Annotated in this window: 18 protein-coding genes, 2 tRNA genes and 1 pseudogene; 4 read left to right on the forward strand and 17 right to left on the reverse strand. The window is 53.5% G+C overall.

Features of this window, described 5'->3' with window-relative positions:
- Nucleotides 1-182: 182 nt before the first annotated feature.
- The 4 genes from ACZ51B_RS06270 to ACZ51B_RS06285 all read right to left on the reverse strand — a co-directional run bounded on the left by ACZ51B_RS06270 (nucleotide 183) and on the right by ACZ51B_RS06285 (nucleotide 6538).
- Nucleotides 183-728 carry a hypothetical protein gene (locus tag ACZ51B_RS06270; protein WP_464296381.1) on the reverse strand — a complete coding sequence of 182 codons (546 nt, stop codon included), beginning with the start codon at nucleotides 726-728 and terminating at the stop codon, nucleotides 183-185.
- A gap of 23 nt (nucleotides 729-751) precedes the next feature.
- Nucleotides 752-2215, reverse strand: a complete 1464-nt coding sequence (locus ACZ51B_RS06275) for a DUF1501 domain-containing protein (protein ID WP_464296382.1) — start codon at nucleotides 2213-2215, stop codon at nucleotides 752-754.
- 1 nt (nucleotide 2216) lies between these two features.
- A complete protein-coding gene (locus ACZ51B_RS06280; RefSeq protein WP_464296383.1) occupies nucleotides 2217-5402 on the reverse strand; it encodes a DUF1553 domain-containing protein in 3186 nt (1061 codons plus the stop codon).
- Between the two features lie 191 nt (nucleotides 5403-5593).
- Entirely contained in the window at nucleotides 5594-6538 is a 945-nt protein-coding gene (locus ACZ51B_RS06285; protein WP_464296384.1) for a S66 peptidase family protein, read from the reverse strand.
- A gap of 17 nt (nucleotides 6539-6555) precedes the next feature.
- Between ACZ51B_RS06285 and ACZ51B_RS06290 the strand changes: the two genes are divergently transcribed.
- Nucleotides 6556-7308: a class I SAM-dependent methyltransferase gene (locus ACZ51B_RS06290; RefSeq protein ID WP_464296385.1), complete on the forward strand. Its 753-nt coding sequence runs from the start codon at nucleotides 6556-6558 to the stop codon at nucleotides 7306-7308.
- A gap of 1 nt (nucleotide 7309) precedes the next feature.
- Here the strand turns inward: ACZ51B_RS06290 and jag are convergent, their stop codons facing one another.
- The 7 genes and pseudogenes from jag to leuC all read right to left on the reverse strand — a co-directional run bounded on the left by jag (nucleotide 7310) and on the right by leuC (nucleotide 12337).
- Nucleotides 7310-8173: an RNA-binding cell elongation regulator Jag/EloR gene (jag, locus tag ACZ51B_RS06295; RefSeq protein WP_464296386.1), complete on the reverse strand. Its 864-nt coding sequence runs from the start codon at nucleotides 8171-8173 to the stop codon at nucleotides 7310-7312.
- A gap of 69 nt (nucleotides 8174-8242) precedes the next feature.
- Nucleotides 8243-9730: a YidC/Oxa1 family membrane protein insertase gene (locus tag ACZ51B_RS06300; protein ID WP_464296387.1), complete on the reverse strand. Its 1488-nt coding sequence runs from the start codon at nucleotides 9728-9730 to the stop codon at nucleotides 8243-8245.
- Between the two features lie 75 nt (nucleotides 9731-9805).
- Complete coding sequence (yidD, locus tag ACZ51B_RS06305; protein ID WP_464296388.1) at nucleotides 9806-10015, reverse strand: membrane protein insertion efficiency factor YidD; 210 nt, start codon at nucleotides 10013-10015, stop codon at nucleotides 9806-9808.
- Nucleotides 10000-10299, reverse strand: a pseudogene (gene rnpA / locus ACZ51B_RS06310) (ribonuclease P protein component); the annotation flags it as partial. The gene yidD and the pseudogene rnpA, both read right to left, overlap by 16 nt.
- Nucleotides 10300-10319: 20 nt before the next feature.
- Entirely contained in the window at nucleotides 10320-10454 is a 135-nt protein-coding gene (gene rpmH, locus ACZ51B_RS06315; protein ID WP_464296389.1) for a 50S ribosomal protein L34, read from the reverse strand.
- A gap of 45 nt (nucleotides 10455-10499) precedes the next feature.
- Nucleotides 10500-10952, reverse strand: coding sequence for a hypothetical protein (locus ACZ51B_RS06320; RefSeq protein ID WP_464296390.1), 453 nt, complete (start codon nucleotides 10950-10952; stop codon nucleotides 10500-10502).
- A complete protein-coding gene (gene leuC / locus ACZ51B_RS06325) occupies nucleotides 10949-12337 on the reverse strand; it encodes a 3-isopropylmalate dehydratase large subunit (protein WP_464296391.1) in 1389 nt (462 codons plus the stop codon). Before leuC ends, ACZ51B_RS06320 begins: the two co-directional genes overlap by 4 nt.
- Nucleotides 12338-12401: 64 nt before the next feature.
- Between leuC and ACZ51B_RS06330 the strand changes: the two genes are divergently transcribed.
- A tRNA-Tyr gene (locus ACZ51B_RS06330) sits at nucleotides 12402-12486 on the forward strand.
- 10 nt (nucleotides 12487-12496) lie between these two features.
- Nucleotides 12497-12571: transfer RNA gene (locus ACZ51B_RS06335), tRNA-Thr, on the forward strand.
- Nucleotides 12572-13104: 533 nt separating this feature from the next.
- Here ACZ51B_RS06335 and ACZ51B_RS06340 read toward each other — a convergent pair.
- The 6 genes from ACZ51B_RS06340 to ACZ51B_RS06365 form a co-directional block, all read right to left on the reverse strand.
- Nucleotides 13105-13512: an IS3 family transposase gene (locus ACZ51B_RS06340; RefSeq protein WP_464296392.1), complete on the reverse strand. Its 408-nt coding sequence runs from the start codon at nucleotides 13510-13512 to the stop codon at nucleotides 13105-13107.
- Complete coding sequence (locus tag ACZ51B_RS06345; RefSeq protein ID WP_464296393.1) at nucleotides 13506-13775, reverse strand: transposase; 270 nt, start codon at nucleotides 13773-13775, stop codon at nucleotides 13506-13508. The genes ACZ51B_RS06340 and ACZ51B_RS06345 overlap by 7 nt, the downstream gene beginning before the upstream one ends.
- 175 nt (nucleotides 13776-13950) lie before the next feature.
- A complete protein-coding gene (locus ACZ51B_RS06350) occupies nucleotides 13951-14478 on the reverse strand; it encodes a hypothetical protein (protein WP_464296394.1) in 528 nt (175 codons plus the stop codon).
- A gap of 2 nt (nucleotides 14479-14480) precedes the next feature.
- Nucleotides 14481-14966 (reverse strand): toll/interleukin-1 receptor domain-containing protein, encoded by a 486-nt coding sequence (locus tag ACZ51B_RS06355; protein WP_464296395.1) that lies wholly within the window; start codon nucleotides 14964-14966, stop codon nucleotides 14481-14483.
- 26 nt (nucleotides 14967-14992) lie between these two features.
- Nucleotides 14993-15988 (reverse strand): caspase family protein, encoded by a 996-nt coding sequence (locus tag ACZ51B_RS06360; protein WP_464296396.1) that lies wholly within the window; start codon nucleotides 15986-15988, stop codon nucleotides 14993-14995.
- Nucleotides 15988-16410: a TIR domain-containing protein gene (locus tag ACZ51B_RS06365; protein ID WP_464296397.1), complete on the reverse strand. Its 423-nt coding sequence runs from the start codon at nucleotides 16408-16410 to the stop codon at nucleotides 15988-15990. Before ACZ51B_RS06365 ends, ACZ51B_RS06360 begins: the two co-directional genes overlap by 1 nt.
- 239 nt (nucleotides 16411-16649) lie before the next feature.
- Between ACZ51B_RS06365 and ACZ51B_RS06370 the strand changes: the two genes are divergently transcribed.
- Nucleotides 16650-16850: a hypothetical protein gene (locus ACZ51B_RS06370; protein ID WP_464296398.1), complete on the forward strand. Its 201-nt coding sequence runs from the start codon at nucleotides 16650-16652 to the stop codon at nucleotides 16848-16850.
- The last annotated feature ends 66 nt before the right edge of the window (nucleotides 16851-16916 follow it).

Below are 16916 nucleotides of genomic sequence, written 5' to 3' on the forward strand. Positions count from 1 at the left end.
TTTTGGGATGGGTGGAGCGAGGGGTGCTTTGGGGGATGGAGAGTGGCTTGCGGGCCCAAAAATAGTACTAAAATTTGGTGTTTTTTGGGCGTTTTTTCGCGTTTTTGGGATGTTTTGGCGCTCTTCTGTTCCTGGACCGCTAAGCGTCCTGGGAGGGTGCTTAGCGGTCGGCATTCAGGCGCTTATTTGTATTTCGCCAACATCGCTTGGAATGCGGGCAGGCTCTTCTTTAAGCCAGACTCTGTCTGAGAACTGGCTACAAAGATCGTGTCAAAGTTGCCCTCGCGTCCGTAGGCGAACCTCTCGAACGCTTTGCCTGGTGCTCTTAGTTCGTAGCATTCGAGCTTCTTGCCCCCTGCGATCACCAAGGGCTCCACTTTCACGATCTCTGCGTTTTCATAGTGCTCTTTAGACTCTTTGAGATCGTTCTTGATAAAGGCGGCTAAGGTCTCTCGCCCCTTCTCTTTGGGGTCGTGGTAGAAGGCGCGACCGTAGAAGACTGTGTCGGCGTTTGCGAATGTCTTCCCTTTGGGAACCAGGACATTGGCTTGCATCTTCTCGCTGGCGTCCGTGAGGTGCACCCAGCCTTGAGGTACGGCAAGCTTTGGCCACCAGTGAAGCTCTAAGCCCTGGTCTCCGACTGTCGCGTGCTTTTCGATCTCTGCATGTGCGGCGCCTGCCAGCACGGATAAGCCTACGACCACAAACAATAAGATCCGTTTCTTCATTTGAAACGGATCTTACATCAACTTTAGGCCAATAGGTCTTGAACGACGTTACCGAACACATCGGTAAGTCTAAAGTCCCGACCTTGGTACTTGTAGGTCAGTCGGGTGTGGTCGATACCCAACAGGTGCATGATGGTTGCGTGTAGGTCGTGGACATCAACAGGATTCTCTACTACGTTGTAACCGTAGTCGTCGGTCTTGCCGTAGACCATTCCCCGCTTGATGCCGCCACCGGCGAGCCACATGGTGAAGCACTTTGGATGGTGGTCGCGACCGTAGTTGGTTGCTGAGAGATCGCCTTGGGAGTAGACCGTTCGGCCGAACTCTCCACCCCAAATGACGAGCGTGTCGTCCAACATGCCGCGCTGCTTGAGGTCCATGATGAGTGCTGCGGAAGCCTGATCGACGTCTTTACACTGCCCTCGAACTGCTCTTGGGAGATCGCCGTGGTGGTCCCAACCCATGTGGTAGAGCTGACTGAAGCGTACGCCGCGCTCTGCCAAGCGTCGGGCCATGAGACAGTTGTAGGCAAACGAACCCGAGCGAGTTACGTCTGGGCCGTACATCTCTAGGACGCTCTTGGGTTCCTTTGAGATGTCCAAGAGATCAGGGACGGAAGCCTGCATTCGGAAGGCCAGCTCGTACTGCGAGATACGAGAAGTGATCTCCGGGTCGCCGACCAGACTGTGGCGAACCTTGTTGAGGCTCATCAACTCATCGAGCATCTCTCGGCGGGTGTTGCGGTCTACACCCTTTGGATCTGTTAGATAGAGGACGGCTTCTCCGGTGTTTCGGAACTTGACGCCCTGGTGTTGGGTCGGTAGGAAGCCGGAGCCCCACAGACGATCGTAGAGAGGCTGGTCGTCGCTTCGTCCGGAACCGTTTGAAGTGAGAACCACGAACGCGGGGAGGTTGTCGCAGTCGGTGCCCAAGCCGTAGGACAGCCAAGAACCCATGCTGGGGCGGCCTGCAAGCTGTGAACCGGTCTGGAAGAACGTCACGGCGGGGTCGTGGTTGATGGCCTCGGTCTGCATGGAGTTGATCACGCAGATGTCGTCCGCGACCTTCCCAAGGTGTGGGAGAAGTTCGCTCATCCAGACGCCCGACTTTCCATGTTGCTGGAACTTGAACATGGAGGGAGCCACGGGGAAATGGGCTTGGCCGCTAGTCATTCCCGTAAGTCGCTGGCCCTTACGGATTGAGGCGGGAAGATCTTCCCCACGTCGGTCGAGGAGCTTTGGCTTGTGGTCGAACAGGTCTAGGTGAGACGGGCCGCCGGATTGGAACAGGTAGATGACTCGCTTTGCTTTGGGAGCAAAGTGAGGCAGGCTCTTGAGGCCACCTACATGGTGGTGAGAACCGTCGTCCCCGGTTGAGCCGAAGGCGTCCGTCCCGAGAAGTCCCGAGAGTGCGGCAATACCAAGGCCGGTCCGCTTCAGAAAGATGCGACGGTTAAATGCGTCTTGTAAATCGTACAGATCGTCCATGTTATTCCTTTGTAATCGCCTCATCGAGGTTCAAGATCGTGCTCGCTAGGAGGGTGTACGCCGCGAGTTCGGCGACGTCCATATCCTTGGGTCGGGCTAAGTCGCCTACGCTTACCAGCTTCGTCGCCGAGTCTGGATCGGCTTTAAACTTGCCAATCTTCTTCTCCAAGCCTGGCAAGAGAATGTCTAGCTCGGACTGGGAAGGGCGTCTGCAGAGCAGCGCTCGGTAGACGAACTCGATTCGCGCTTTCGGAGTTGTGCCTGCCTTCGCGATGGCATTCTGAGCGACTGCACGTGCCGCCTCAACATAGGTCTCATCGTTCATCAACGTGAGGGCTTGTAGAGGTGTGTTCGTGCGGGAGCGCTTCACTCGGCAGTACTCACGCGACGGGACGTCGAACAGGAGCATGTTGGGTGGAGCGGCTGTACGTCGCCAGATTGTGTAGAGGCTTCGCCGACGCAGACCAGAGTCTTTGTCGTGCTTGTAGTTGTGAAGGTTGCCGTAGAAGCTCACTTCATCCCAAACGCCATCTGGCTGATAGGGACGAACCGAAGGGCCGCCTAGTTTCTCGACCAGCATTCCGCCTGCGAACATGGCCTGGTCTCGAATGACTTCACCATTGAGCCGGACGCGGGGGCCGCGGGCCAGCAGCTTATTCACTGGGTCGATTGCCAATAGCCTCTCGGAAACTGCTGAAGACTGTCGATAAGTGGCGCTCATCGCGATGGTCTTCATGATGTGCTTGATGTTCCAGCCCTTCTGGCTGAACTCTGTTGCCAACCAATCCAACAGTTTTGGATGGGATGGGAAGTCTGCACGGGTTCCGAAGTCTTCGATGGTGGCTACGATGCCTTGTCCGAAGAATCGCTCCCAGTACCGGTTGACGGTGACTCGGGCTGTCAGAGGATTCTCGGGTGCCACCAACCACTTGGCCAAACCTAGGCGGTTGTTGGGGGCGCCCTTTGGCAACGGTGGAAGTGCGGCGGGGACTGTGGGAGGAACCTTGGGTCCGTGCTTATCGTAGACGCCTCGAATGAGGACGAAGGCATCGCGAGGCTTCTTCATCTCTTCCATCACCATGACGGTGGGGATGGATGCATCCAGCTTCTGATACGCTTCTGTCTTGGTGTCTCGCTCCAAGCTGACCTTACGGAACTCTGGATCGTTATCGACCGACCAGAGTCGAGCCAGGGTCTGCGACTGTTCTTTGGTGCGCTTGGCGGCTGGAATTTTGAGGAGTGTCTTGGCAGGGCTCACGCTTGCTAGGTTTGCCACTTCGGCGGGCTCTAGCTTGCGGGAGTAGAGGGACACGTCGTCGACTTTTCCGTTGAAGGTGTCTCCGTTGGTTCGTCGTCCGATTTTGGCACTGACCATGTTGTCGATGGGTCCCTTGAGGGAATCCGCTTCGACGGTGGTCTCTTGCTCCTTGCCGTTCACGTAGATCTTTACGCCGCTAGCCTTGGCGGAACCGTCGTAGGTGACGGCGATGTGGCACCAGTCGGTGCGAGGCAACATCTCTTTGCCCATGACCTTGATAGCGTTGCCGGGCCAATCGTTGATGATGTGGACTGCTGGCTTGCCTTGAAGGTAGAGGTCCCAGCCTCGATAGGCTCGTGCGCTGTCCATCTTGGAGAGCGGTGAACCTGTCATCTCGCCGGACTGGACCCAGAGGGCGTAGGAGAATGGTTTGTTCCACTCGAAGTTGCCTACCTTGCCGAGGTCTACGAAGCTGTTCATGTCCGTGACTGCTGCGCCTGTGGAACGGCCCAGTTCGTATCGGACTTTGCCGGTGACTGTTGGCTCGGGAGCTGTACCGCTGGACACGACGGGCTTGGGACTCAAGACGTACTTGGCCAGTAGGTTGTCGTTCAGACTCGCCATTGGCGCTGGGCCTGCGACGTTCCAGTCCTTTACGCGGCTCTGGTTTGCTAGAAGCATGGCGCTGAGTTTTTTATCCAGGCGCGCGACGTCGGACTTGAGTGAGTTATAGGTCGCTACTTGCGAGGGGTAGGGTGCCTTGATGAACGGCGGGTGGTTTACCGGCTGCTCCACACCTGTTCCACTCTCGGGGACGTTGTTGAAGTAGGCGTACAGGCCGTAGAACTCTTTCTGGGAGATTGGGTCGTACTTGTGGTCGTGACATCGGGCACATCCTGATGTCATTCCCATCCAGACTGCCGAGGTGGTTTCGACGCGGTCGATGACGTTTTCAACTCGCCACTCTTCGGCGATGACGCCTCCTTCTGTGTTGATGCGGTGGTTGCGGTTGAAGCCGGTTGCGATGACCTGATCCAATGTGTGGTTGGGGATCATGTCGCCTGCGATCTGGTCGATCGTGAACTTGTCGAACGGCATGTTCTTGTTGAACGCATCGAGCACCCAGTCTCGCCATCGCCATTGGAACCGCTCCCAGTCTCCCTGGTAGCCATTGCTGTCTGCGTATCGAGAGTAGTCCATCCAGTCCATGGCCATTCGTTCGCCATAGCGAGGGGAGGCTAGGAGTCGGTCTACTACCTTCTCATACGCGTTGGGCGACTTGTCTGCTAGGAAGGCATCGACTTCGGCAGGCGTTGGCGGAAGACCGGTGAGGTCCAAGCTGACTCTTCGAATCAGGGTGGTTCGGTCTGCTTGAGGCGAAGGCTTGAGGCCGCGCTTTTCTAGCTCTTCCAAGACGAAGTAGTCGATGGCGTTCTTGGGCCAGGAGGTGAGCTTGACCTTTGGCAATGCCGAACGAACGGGCGTTACGAATGCCCAGTGCTTCTTGTATTCTGCGCCTTCTTGAATCCACTGCTTGAGCAGAGCCTTTTCTTCGGCAGTGAGAACCTTGTTGCTACTTGCGGGGGGCATGGTGTAGCCCTCGCGCTTATCGTTGATCCGCTTGATCAGGTTGCTCTTTTCTGGATGGTGCGGGACGATTGCGTGGTTGCCACTTTCTAGCAAGGCTGTGGCACCGGCGAAGCTGTCTAGCTTGAGGCCGGCTTGGATTGCCTTTTTGTCGTTGCCGTGGCAGGTCAGACACTTACCGGCAAGGATGGGGCGGATATCTCGATTGAAATCGACCTTGTCCTTGACGGGCTTGGGATGAACCACTGGCTGGGTTGAGACGATGCTGTAACCCAGCACCGAACAACTTGCAGCGAAAATTGCAGTATGAAAATATGTACGTAGTCGAATCACTCGGGCCATTCGGAGGAAACCTCTACCAAACGCGTATGGTGTCATTCAACTTTGGCCGAACCGCACTTAAATAGGTTGATCGATTCGGCAAGATGTCTGAAAGTGACACAAACATGTCCGAATCTCACCCCGGGTAATTGGGTGAGAACTTCGATCACCCAATTGATAAAATCGGACACGATTCCGTCTTTAGAATTATCCTACAACTGAAATGGTGATTCGAGATAAGTAATTGTTCCAGCGTCGGCATTTAGCTTCGCGCGAACTCCGAGAGGCAGTGTGAGCATATTTTTGGCGTGGCCCATCGGGTAGTCGATCACGAATGGGATTCCCAAATTGCCCAGTCGGTCCTTGACGATTTCTCGCCACGAGGTTCCTCCGATGGTTGGATCCACTTTCTCGTCAGTACGCGTCATTTCGCCCATGAGGATGCCTGCTGCGCGCTGAATAAGTCCGGAATTTCTGAGATGGGTCAGCATTGCGTCCACTCGGTGGGGAGCTTCGTCCACATCTTCGATCAATAGAATGCGCCCTTCGGTTTGTATCTGGTCGGGAGTGCCGATGCTGTCTGTGATGAGGCAGAGGCAGCCACCGACGATGATTCCTTCCGCTTCTCCGCCGACGACTGTGGTTCCGGTGGGCGCTGTCTCGGGGATCGAGATGTTGCCTTTAAGGACTCGTTTGAAGGATTCGTAGACCCAGTCTCCGCGGTCGTAGTGGAGGGTGAGGGCCATGGGGCTGTGGATGGTGGGGATGCCTCGGCGGTTCAGGGCCAGGTGGAGCGTTGTGATGTCGCTGAATCCGAATAGGGCCTTGCCGGAGGCGGCGATGGCGTCTAGGTCGAGGTGCTCTAGGAGGCGGGAGCAGCCGTAGCCACCCCTTGAGCAGAGCACGGCTGCTACTTCGGGATCGGCAAAAGCGGACTGGAGGTCGGCGGCACGTTCTTCGTCGCTGCCTGCCAGATAGTCTCCTGAGGCTAGGGCATGGGGGGAAATCTTCACTCCGTAGCCTTCTTTCGCAAGAATCTCAGTTACTTTTACAAGTTTTTCTGCCGAGATAGGAGAGGCAGGGGAAACAATCGCGATAGAGTCGCCCTTGCTGAGCGGGCGAAGATGACGTGCAATCACACCAAAGTATGGACTCATGCGCTAAGATCGAAGCTATGAAAGCGCCAACAGAGCGATTTTCTACCCGAGCGGAGAACTACGTCCGGTTTCGCCCCAGCTACCCGGCCGAAGTGATCAATTTGCTCAAAGAAGAATGCGGCCTAGGCACGGAGTCTTCCGTTGCCGATATTGGCGCGGGTCCGGGGAACCTCACCAGGCTTTTGCTGCCCATTGCCAAGAAGGTCTATGCGGTGGAGCCCAACCGTGAGATGCGGAGTGCGGGCGAGTTTTTGATTGGTGGTTACGAGAACTACATTAGCATCAACGGGACTGCGGAGCATACGAAGCTGGAACCGGAGAGCATTGATCTCATCACGGCTAGTCAGGCGTTTCATTGGTTCAACCAGAAGGTTGCCAAAGAAGAGTTCCTGCGTATTTTGAAGCCGGGCGGTTATACGGCGCTTATTTGGAACGACCGTTGCACAGATACGAGCGAGTTCCTTATTGAGTATGAGAAGCTGCTGAGGACGACCCCTGAATACGCTTTGGTGAACCACTCGGATCTTCCGGTGAAGCAGATTGAAGAGTTCTTTGAGCCGGGGGTTGTGAAGAAGTTTGCTACGCCTTATAAGCAGATCTTTGACTGGGAGAGTTTCCACGGTCGCGTGATGTCTTCTTCTTATGTGCCTGAGGATGATCCTGAGTTTGTGACTCAGCTACGCGAGATTTACGATCGGCATCAAAAAGAAGACACCGTCGTGTTCGATTACGTCACGACGGTGTTTTATGGTCAGATGAAGATCGGTTAGATCAGTCGATTGGGGCGATGACCACTCGGCGATTTGGCTCTTCGCCTTCGCTGTAGGTGGTGATGCCTTCGATGACGGACAGGGCCTTGTGGACGATGCGTCGCTCGAATGCTGGGAGTGCGTCGAGCACTGCTTCCTCACCTCGCTGCTTGACTTGGTCAGCGATGTTTGTGGCGAGTTGCGTGATCTGGCTCTCTCGGCGGCGGCGGAAGTCGTTACCATCGAGGGTTGCTCGGATGCCGTTGTTGAAGCGGCGACCTGCGATGATGTTGACCAGGTACTGCATGGCGTTGAGAACTTCGCCCTGCTTGCCCACCAAGAACGCGACGTCTTTGCCGTCTAGCTGGAGGTTTACGTAGCGACCGTTGAGGCCGCCGATTGTGACGCTTACGGTTAAGCCTGCGCTCTCAAGCAGTTCCTTGAGAAGTGCTGACAGGTTCTCTGCGTCGGCTTCTGTGGCAGCGAGTTCGACTTCTGGCTCGTCTGATCCGCCTTCGGCCTCTGCTTCTGCCTCGACGACAGGAGCTGGTGCGGCTTCTTCCACGGCCTTCTTAGCGCCACGACGTGGCTTGGCAGCAGCCGGTGCCTCTACCACAGCAGTGACAGGCGCTGGGGTTGGCTCTGGTTCTGGCTTAGCGGCCTTTGCAGCCTTCTTAGGGGCAGCTTTCGCCTTGGGCTCGGCAGCGGGAGCCTTTGCTTCGGCCTGGACTACCTCGGCACGAACACGAAGGCTACTCTTGCCGAAAAGCCCCTTGGTCTCTTCGAGGACGGTTACCTTTACTTGCTCTGGGGATACCCCGAGCTTTTCGGCAGCAACCTGGGTAGCTTCCGGTAGCGACTTGGCAGTGATCTCAACGATTTGCATATTTTCTAGCACTTTACTCACTCTTCAGCCGCACAAGTCTCAAAAACTCGCACGGGAACACACAACGAGTTATTTTCTCTTCTTTGGCTTATGTTTTGCTGGATTGTCGGGGTTCGTTTCCTTATTTGTGTCGGAAACCTTGCCATTCAGCTGGGGCTTTTGGTCGCCACCGTCATTTTGCTTCAGATCTTCTTTGAGCTTCTTAGCGCGCTCTTGTTGTTCGCGCATAGATTGCTCTTGCATCTTCTGCATGTCGTCCATCATCTTGGCCCATCGGCCTTGTGGCTTGCCTGAAGATGGGTACACGCCGCCGCCTGGGGCGTTTACTTTCTCCAGGGGAGGCATTGGCATTCTGTAGGCTCTGAGCGACTGGGCCGTGGCGAGGAGGTTGGTGAATGTCCAGTAGAGGACGAAGCCGGAGACCACGGGGATGGGGCCTAGGAGCATCATCACGGTGAACACCAGGGCGACACCGACGCCGAGCATTCGCTGTTGCTTTGCTTGGGTGGGGTCGGAGACGGGTGTGAGCAGGGTCGATACCACCATGGAGATGCCGTAGATGACGACCAGGATGTAGTCGTTCTGGCCCAGGTTGCGACCGATGAATCCGTTGGTTGCTGCGCTGGTGTCTGGGTTGATCCAGAGGAACGTTCCTTTTTGGAACGTGAATTGGTACAGCAGCATGCACTGGTAGACCGTGAGGAACAGGGGCATCTGGACCATTGCGGGCAGACAGCCGGCCATGGGGTTGATTCCGTATTCCCGATACAGCTCCATGACCTTCAGGTTTTGCTCCTGTGGGTCGGCTTTGTATCGCTCTTTGATCTCGTTGACTCTCGGGACCAGCTGGGACATTTGGCGGCCAAACATCAGCTGTTTTTGCGAGAGGGGGAAGACGATGGCACGTACGCAGAGCGCGAGCAGGAACGCTGCGAAGGCGTAGCTGAAGCCGGGCTTTGCGCCTGTGAGGTGGACCAGGAAGTCGATGAACTGGTAGCCGTTGGGTATTGCTCCCCAGACTAGGTCGTGCTGGTTGCGCTCGGACAGGGTCTCGACGATTTTCTCGTGGAGTGTGTGGCCGCTGACTTCTTTGAGGTCGAGTTTCTGGTCGGGTGTTACCGGGAACGGTTTGTTCCAGATGGGGTCTTTCGAGAGTTTTCGCTCCAGCGGTGCCAGGGTTTGGTAGGCCGTTCGGATGCGGGTGCTCTCGTTCTTCATGAGACCGCCCTTTAGCTGGGTGTCTGCGACGAGAATGGATCCCTCGATCTCAAGCTCTTCTTTTTCCTTTTCGGTGAGGGTCTTCTTTTTGACTTCCTCTTCCAGCAGGTTTTTGTAGGTTGGGAAGAGCGTCTGCGCTATGGTGAAGTCTCGACCCTTGGCGTTGGCGTCGCGGAGCGCTTCCAAAGCCTCCTTCCGGTTTGTGATGGGCTTATTTTCATAAGCCGTCCCACCATTGTTCTTGGGACCGAAGAACAATTGGAAGGCCAGAAAGGCCGTCATCATGATGAGCGCGGTCTGGATAAAGTTTGATTTAGGATTCGGAGCTGGGCGAGCCATAGGATATATGCGTCGTGTGTAGAATTTCGGAGGCGAATTCTTGCGAATTCAGGCCCTTGTCCCCAGTCTACATAGTTATGGGACCGGGTCGTGTCCACCTGGGTGAAACGGATTACAGCGACAGATTCTTTTCGCTCCCATCCAGCTTCCGCGTATGAGGCCATAGCGTTCTATAGCTACGAGGGTGTATTGAGAGCAACTAGGAGTAAACCTACAAGTAGGAGGTAACCACGCAAAGCCAATCTGATACGCGCGGATTAGAAAAACTCCTATTCGCTTGCCCATCGTTTTCGCACCTTCTCAAAGAGAATACGAACATCTCGCTGAATTTGCTCAAAAGAAATTTCCACAGAATCTTTTGAAACAATCAGAACGTAATCAAATTTTGGATCGACTAGTTCTGGCTGAGTTCTTACAGCTTCTCTGAAACGTCGTTTTGCTCTATTTCTAGAGGGGCGGTTTCCTAGCTTCTTGGAGGTTGCAATTCCTAGAAGACCAGATCCCGGACGAGCGCAGAGGCGGGCATATTCCCCGGAAACTCTTAGCCCTTCCGAGAAAATAGTCTCGAACTGCTGTTTACTGGGTCCTTTTAGGCTGAAATTCGAGCTCTGCCTCTGTTTCGGCGTCGCTTAAGAACGTTTCGCCCGTCGGTCGTGCGCATGCGGATTCGGAAGCCGTGCGTCTTGCTTCTTTTTCGGTTATTGGGTTGGAATGTACGCTTCATCTGTCAATGCCTAGACGATGTCAAATTGAGCCTCGAATTATACCCTTAATTTTTCGACACCTTTTCTGCGAGGGTCTTCTTCTGAGTCCAGCGCTGGAATACGGCCATGTAGTTGGCACGGAGGGTGTTGAATTTTTCGGGTTCGATACCTGTGATTGCGTGCAGGTTTTCGGGGGCTAGGAGGGAGAGTAGGTCGAGGCTGGCACGGATGCGCCAGAGCTCGACTAGGAGTGCTCGTTTCTCCTCGATCACCTTCGCTTCTGGCATATGTGCCAGTTTTTCGGTGAACCGGGTTACTTGGGACTGGATGTCTTTGTATTTCTCCGGTGCGGCTTTTACGAGGCGTTCTGCGGCGGGTCGGCCTTCGTGAACGACTCGGTTCCAGCCGGTCTTGATCACGCGGAGGGCGGACTGCCAGGTGTTTTCCCGCGGCGCGGGGGTTTGTGCTTGCGCTATGAAAGCGCAGAGCATGAACAGCACCGCGAGAATTTGTCTCATTGAGCGAACTCCCTTGGGTCGGCGAAGTGGCCTGCTATGGCCGTTGCGGCGGCTGTAGCGGGGGAGACGAGGTGGGTGCGGGATCCTGGGCCTTGACGTCCCTCGTAGGGCCTGTTGGAGGTGGAGGCGCTGCGCTCGTTGGGTTTGAGGATGTCGCCGTTCATGCCGAGGCACATGGAGCAGCCTGCGCGGTGCCATTCGAAGCCAGCATCTACGAAGACGGTGTTGAGTCCTTCTTGTTCGGCTTGGAGCTTGACTTGGGCGCTGCCGGGGACTACTAGCCCTCGGACTCCTGAAGCGATTTTGCGGCCTTTTACGACTGCGGCGGCTTCGCGGAGGTCTTCGATTCGGGAGTTGGTGCAGGAGCCGATGAAGACGGTGTTTACGTCTAGCTCCGACATGCTCATTCCTGCTTTGAGGCCCATGTAGCGCATGGCCCGCTCTTCGGCGGCGTCGCGCGGCTCTGGGAGCGCTTGGTCCACGTCTACGGTCATGGCTGGGGTGGTTCCCCAGGTGACTTGAGGCTTTAGGTTGGAGATGTCTAGGTGTTCGTGTCGGTCGAAACAGTCTGATGAGTCTGTTTGGAGCTTTGCGACCTGATCTACTAGTTTATTGAAGTCTGCGCCTTTGGGTGCGAAGGGGCGGTCTTCGGCGGCTATGTATTCCAGGGTGATGTCGTCGGGGGCGATCATTCCTGCGCGGGCGCCCATTTCGATGGACATGTTGCAGATGGTGAGTCGTCCGCTCATGGGCAGTTTTTCGATTGCTTTTCCGAAATACTCCACGACGTGGGAGGTTCCTCCGCCGGCGCCTAGTTTGCGGATCACGGCGAGGATGATGTCTTTTGCGGTGATTCCGTAGGGGGCGTCTCCGTCGATTTGGATGCCTAGGCTCTTGGACTTGCTGGGGGTTCTCAGGGTTTGAGTTGCCAGCACGTGCTCTACTTCGGTGGTACCGATGCCGAACGCGAGTGCGCCGAATGCGCCGTGCGTTGAGGTGTGGCTGTCACCGCAGACGATGGTGAGTCCTGGGAGTGTGATGCCTAGTTGGGGGCCGATGACGTGGACGATGCCTTGTCGGTCGGCTCCGTAGCCGTAGACGGGCACGCCGAACTCTTGGCAGTTGCGGGTGAGGGCAGCGAGCTGCTTTCCGCTGAGGCTTGATTCATCGATCGCGCGTCCGTCAGTGGGGACGTTATGATCGGCAGTTGCGAATGTAAGGTCTGGGCGCCGCACTTTTCGGCCCATTTCTCTGAGGCCGTCGAAGGCTTGTGGAGAGGTTACTTCGTGGACGAGATGGCGGTCGATATACAGCAGAGCTCCACCGTCTGGCAGGTCTGCCACAACGTGAGAATCCCAAACCTTGTCGAACAACGTCGATGGCATTCTTCTATTGTACGTTCCCAGCTATACACTTTCTTGGTTTTTCGGGTATCTTCTTGATCGATCTGGGGAGTTGCCCGAGTGGCCAATGGGAACAGACTGTAAATCTGTCGGCGATGCCTTCGTAGGTTCGAATCCTACACTCCCCACCATCGCATATATGCCCTCATAGCTCAGCGGCAGAGCACTTCTTTGGTAAAGAAGAGGTCACGGGTTCGATTCTCGTTGAGGGCTCCATTCTTTTTCTCTGGGGCTGATTGGTAAAAGATCAATTTGTCTCGTTAGTTTCAAGCTCCATCTTTACTGGTAGATTTGCCGCTGGCTCATGTGGCAGGCACGGTAAATCAGGTGCATGGCAAAGCTTTCTGAGTCTCATTCGTATATTCGAACGAAAGCGCAACGCAAGGACGTTATTGCCCGGAGTGTCATTTCTAGTTCAGCGTGCGAAGGCGTTATTGTTCGTCGCTATGACCTTCCGTTGAATGGTAAGTCCATTCAAGAGCCGCGCCAACCGAACGCTCCAAAGGGTTGAAATTCGTTAGAAATCCTTGACGTAAGGCTGCAAGATGCTCTTCGCATCTCCCCTTGGTTTGAATGAGTTGGCTCTCTAACATAGCCTCGCGCGATGTATCTTTACCGGGTCTCGCATCCAATTGCTGTAGCGTGTTCACAATGCAAGTGACCGGTCCCCATTTTCTTTCCAATCTAAGAATATAGTTTCTGAGCCTCCTCTTGTTTTGTTTGCAACACAAGCTTGAAATCCGATGGTGTTAATCCACCCAGTCCAAGATGCGGGTGCTACGACCGTTCTCAAGTCGTTCATGATAAAAGTCAAGGCACCAAGCTTGGTTGGGACCTGTCAACACAGGACCTTCCACTTTGGGAACGACTAGCTTTCTGCGCTTGCGGTATTTCAGGCTCAAACCTTCCTGCTTCCAGATTCGGTAGACTGCCTTGAGGTTCAGACCTGGCAAAAGAGCATGTACCCTTCTAAAGCCGTAGCGAGGGTTGGCTTTGGCAAGTTCCAATACCTTCTGTTTGAGACCAGGACTTCGCTCTATAGGCAGGTGCCTGCTTGCAGGGCGAGATAGCTGGACCACACGACAAGAACACGTCCTTGTAAAGCCCCGAGCGAGCAAGAAGCCCACAGCACGCCGCCTACCCTCGGAGCTCACCATTTTCCCTTCTGAAGCTCCTTCAAGGCAGCGTTGTCTAGACTGAGCTCGCTTACCAAATGCCTGAGCCGTCGGTTCTCATCCTGCAAAGCCTTCATCTGCGCAAGTTCGCTGACGGTCATGCCAGCGTACTTTTCGCGCCAGCGGTAAATGGTCTGGTCCGTGACGCAGTGGGTTCTGGCCACCGAAGCGATACTCGCCCCAGCGTCGATTTCCTTCAGCACCTTGATGATCTGTTCTTCTGTGTAGCGTTTTCCTCTGCTCATGTTCGTCTCCTTAAGTGGAGACGGGAAAACTAATACTCCACGACGGTCATTTTACGGGGAACCAGCCAAATGATTATTCACTATATTTAAATAACTCTAAAAGATTATTCATAATACGGGATCACTCAGCAAACAAAAAGTGTCCTTTGATCAATACAGCAAAGACTTGCCTGTTTCAAGCAAGCTTTGGTGGCATGGCGATACCTTCGACCTGCAGATGATTTGTTACCCACGCGCAAAAAGCCTTGGCAGTAATTCGACTCGCGAACTTTAGGGCTTGGACGAATATATCAGTTACTACCGCTGCGGCCACACTGTAACTAGCAGCAATGTACACAACAGCAGCAGCGATCATTTTTTCTAGATGCTTTTTCAATGCCTGTTTGTCCCATTTGAAAGTTCTTTCATCGGTACAAAGTGCTTCCCTGATATACCAAACAATGCATTCTCCAAACTTCAAGCGCTTTGGATTGTCTGGCTCCTGTGGGCTCGCCGGTATAGGCCACATGCTGTTCGGATTTCCCTCCAGTAGCATTTCCATTAATTTCTTTGCAAGGACTGGATCATCCAGCAAAGTAGGCCCATCTCCATCAGACGAAAAATGGACAATATCCCGATTGCGAGGAGCGGGCGGGTGCAGATCGTTCCACATCTCAGTGGTTACTAATTGAAGCAACAGATCGAAATCTTCGACATTCTTCATATCTATTGTCCTATAGATTGCTTAAGAGTTCGATGAAATTCGGCAACATTAGACTTTACGGAGTCAGTATAGGCTTTTTCCGAAAGCTGAATTTTCCGCGATTGTGTCATTTTAGTTTGAAGCTCTTTCACTTTAGCTGCAAATAAGGCAAGGTGATCAATAGTTCTCAGTATTGGCCACTTTTTAAGGTAATCAGGAGGCAATGTACCGTCGCTTAGATACGTACTTAACGGATAGTTTTTCTCGGTAGCCACACCGATCTCCCAGGGGACCCACCATGAATCTTTAGTGCTTTGGGATACGACAGCAATTAGTGAATCACATTCTCCAAGGCGAGCTCGCAAATAGTCCCCCAGGTCGTCTCCATTCTTTCCGATATTATCATCGATTAAGTCAATATAGACATCATGCCCTTTCGCTTCTAAAGTAGTTGCGACTACAGTAGCTAGGCGGGCGTCTTCTTTTTTGTGCGATACAAATATTTTCATTGACAGGCTCTTGTTACTGCGAATAGTTAGATGCGTTTAGTTTCCGCAAGTTTCCGATAATGAGCGCCTAAGGCGGTCAACTTACATCCGGTCGAATTAATTGCCGCATAGTACATATGCTCGGCACTAACTGGACTTATCAGTCCGTGACGGTTGCACATTTGAAGTTCTTTAAAGACCCGTACATGATCTTCATTAACTGGAAGGTTTCTTAACTCTTCAGGAATATTCTCTCGATCAGGTTCATAAGAAGGGTCGAGAGCAAATATTGTGGTCGCGTCGGGGAAATATGATGGCAGCCTTCGAAGGACATCCAATGGAATTTTCGGTGTAACTTCGCGTAGCGTGATAAATGTTTGTACGTTCGCTTTGTACATCGGACGTTGCTCCCACGGACCGAGCGTCTGATCTACGTGTGAATATAGCGAGGCGGGTGTAATGCGACCGCAGACGTCTGCACAGCCGCCACTTAGACCATCAAGGAGAATTCCGGTAAAAAGACCATGACCATCTCCATCGTCGTCTGATGCACTTTCACTTCGATTACAAGCAGTTAAAATAGTTACGCCAGAACCAATATTTGCGAGGTGCTGACTATTCAAACCTGCAACCTCGCCAGCATATCCAGAATGACAACTATCCAAAATAATGACTGACGACTTTATACGTGGATAAGCACTGTTCGCAATGTTTAGTATCTCCGAAAGAGATATTCCCCACGAAGCCTTTTTGCCGTCCTGGGAGACGATATAGCCCGCGTTAGTCGCTGGATCGATAATGCCATGCCCAGCAAAGAACAAAAGAACTGTTTCTGCATCTCCCTTGAATAGCTCCACAATTGCATCACTAAGAACTGATGTCGAAACTTCGCCGTCATTACTCGTTAGAAGCTTGACAGAGAAGTTGGGCGATCCGTCTCCGTTCTTTTCAAGTGTGTTTGCTATTGCAACGGCGTCATTCACACATCCGGTTAGCGGACTACTTATATAAGCATCAATGCCGACGACAAGAGCTTTTCTCATTACTTTGCGTTTTTGCCTTCGCCCATCATCTGTTTCACAGCATCAGCAATAGTGGACCACTTCCATGCAATAACGCGATTACGGGCTAGGCCCGTGGGTAAAGTGCTGTTCTCACCTGCTCCATCCACATACACTCCAAATATTGGGACACGTAGGTCTTTTGCAAACTGAATTTCCTTCACGACCCCAGTGGCTGACCCCATAGACTTACCTACGAGGACGATCAACATGTTTGTTCTGCCTATTTTGTCCTTTATAGAGGCCTCCCATTCCTTTTCAGGCAATGCAGACTTTGAGGACCAATCCTGCAACGAAAATGGAGTAGGCGATTCCTTCACGGCCTGTCCGCAAAACAAGATGCGCCAATTCGCGTCATGGTCGTAGTCAAAACTAACAAATGCACGAGGGTCAACAGTTGCCATGTAATTCCTTCGTCCTTTTCATGTGATCACAATAAGCAAATCAGATGCAATTCTACTCTTCTTTTTCTACCTGACACAAGGCATGAGTAAAGGAGATTGCGGTGACTTAGTGCCGAAATTTTATCCTTAGATCATTTCAAATACTGATACTTACATCCTTGAGCGCGTGGGAAGTGATGCGGTCTACAGTGTCTCCACGGCTCCTCGCTGTTTACAGTGGAATTGGCTAATCTTAGTGTGTGGATGCATCTGACGCTTTCAGGCTAGCTCTTGGCCTTCGTTCTACTTTTGTTTTGAGTGGCGTTGAGATGTGTGGGGACGCTCTTGTTCTGTTTGTGGACTACGAGGGTGGAGTTCCCATTGAGGGTTGCAGTGTTCATGACACGGTAGATCGCAAGTGGCGTCATGCCGACTTCTTCCAGTACGCTCACACCGGATGAAAGGAGGCTTGGAGAAGTCGGGGATCTGATGGTGTGTGCTGCGGTTCCAAAGGACGCTGGTCGGGC

This window comes from Fimbriimonas sp. LA-C6 (assembly GCF_055398105.1).

Bases quoted from the DNA above. Each gene is read 5' to 3' on its own strand.
- ACZ51B_RS06270 (WP_464296381.1), bottom strand. From the start codon at position 728: ATGAAGAAACGGATCTTATTGTTTGTGGTCGTAGGCTTATCCGTGCTG.
- ACZ51B_RS06275 (WP_464296382.1), bottom strand. From the start codon at position 2,215: ATGGACGATCTGTACGATTTACAAGACGCATTTAACCGTCGCATCTTT.
- ACZ51B_RS06280 (WP_464296383.1), bottom strand. From the start codon at position 5,402: ATGGCCCGAGTGATTCGACTACGTACATATTTTCATACTGCAATTTTC.
- ACZ51B_RS06285 (WP_464296384.1), bottom strand. From the start codon at position 6,538: ATGAGTCCATACTTTGGTGTGATTGCACGTCATCTTCGCCCGCTCAGC.
- ACZ51B_RS06290 (WP_464296385.1), top strand. From the start codon at position 6,556: ATGAAAGCGCCAACAGAGCGATTTTCTACCCGAGCGGAGAACTACGTC.
- jag (WP_464296386.1), bottom strand. From the start codon at position 8,173: ATGCAAATCGTTGAGATCACTGCCAAGTCGCTACCGGAAGCTACCCAG.
- ACZ51B_RS06300 (WP_464296387.1), bottom strand. From the start codon at position 9,730: ATGGCTCGCCCAGCTCCGAATCCTAAATCAAACTTTATCCAGACCGCG.
- yidD (WP_464296388.1), bottom strand. From the start codon at position 10,015: ATGGGCAAGCGAATAGGAGTTTTTCTAATCCGCGCGTATCAGATTGGC.
- rpmH (WP_464296389.1), bottom strand. From the start codon at position 10,454: ATGAAGCGTACATTCCAACCCAATAACCGAAAAAGAAGCAAGACGCAC.
- ACZ51B_RS06320 (WP_464296390.1), bottom strand. From the start codon at position 10,952: ATGAGACAAATTCTCGCGGTGCTGTTCATGCTCTGCGCTTTCATAGCG.
- leuC (WP_464296391.1), bottom strand. From the start codon at position 12,337: ATGCCATCGACGTTGTTCGACAAGGTTTGGGATTCTCACGTTGTGGCA.
- ACZ51B_RS06340 (WP_464296392.1), bottom strand. From the start codon at position 13,512: ATGGTGAGCTCCGAGGGTAGGCGGCGTGCTGTGGGCTTCTTGCTCGCT.
- ACZ51B_RS06345 (WP_464296393.1), bottom strand. From the start codon at position 13,775: ATGAGCAGAGGAAAACGCTACACAGAAGAACAGATCATCAAGGTGCTG.
- ACZ51B_RS06350 (WP_464296394.1), bottom strand. From the start codon at position 14,478: ATGAAGAATGTCGAAGATTTCGATCTGTTGCTTCAATTAGTAACCACT.
- ACZ51B_RS06355 (WP_464296395.1), bottom strand. From the start codon at position 14,966: ATGAAAATATTTGTATCGCACAAAAAAGAAGACGCCCGCCTAGCTACT.
- ACZ51B_RS06360 (WP_464296396.1), bottom strand. From the start codon at position 15,988: ATGAGAAAAGCTCTTGTCGTCGGCATTGATGCTTATATAAGTAGTCCG.
- ACZ51B_RS06365 (WP_464296397.1), bottom strand. From the start codon at position 16,410: ATGGCAACTGTTGACCCTCGTGCATTTGTTAGTTTTGACTACGACCAT.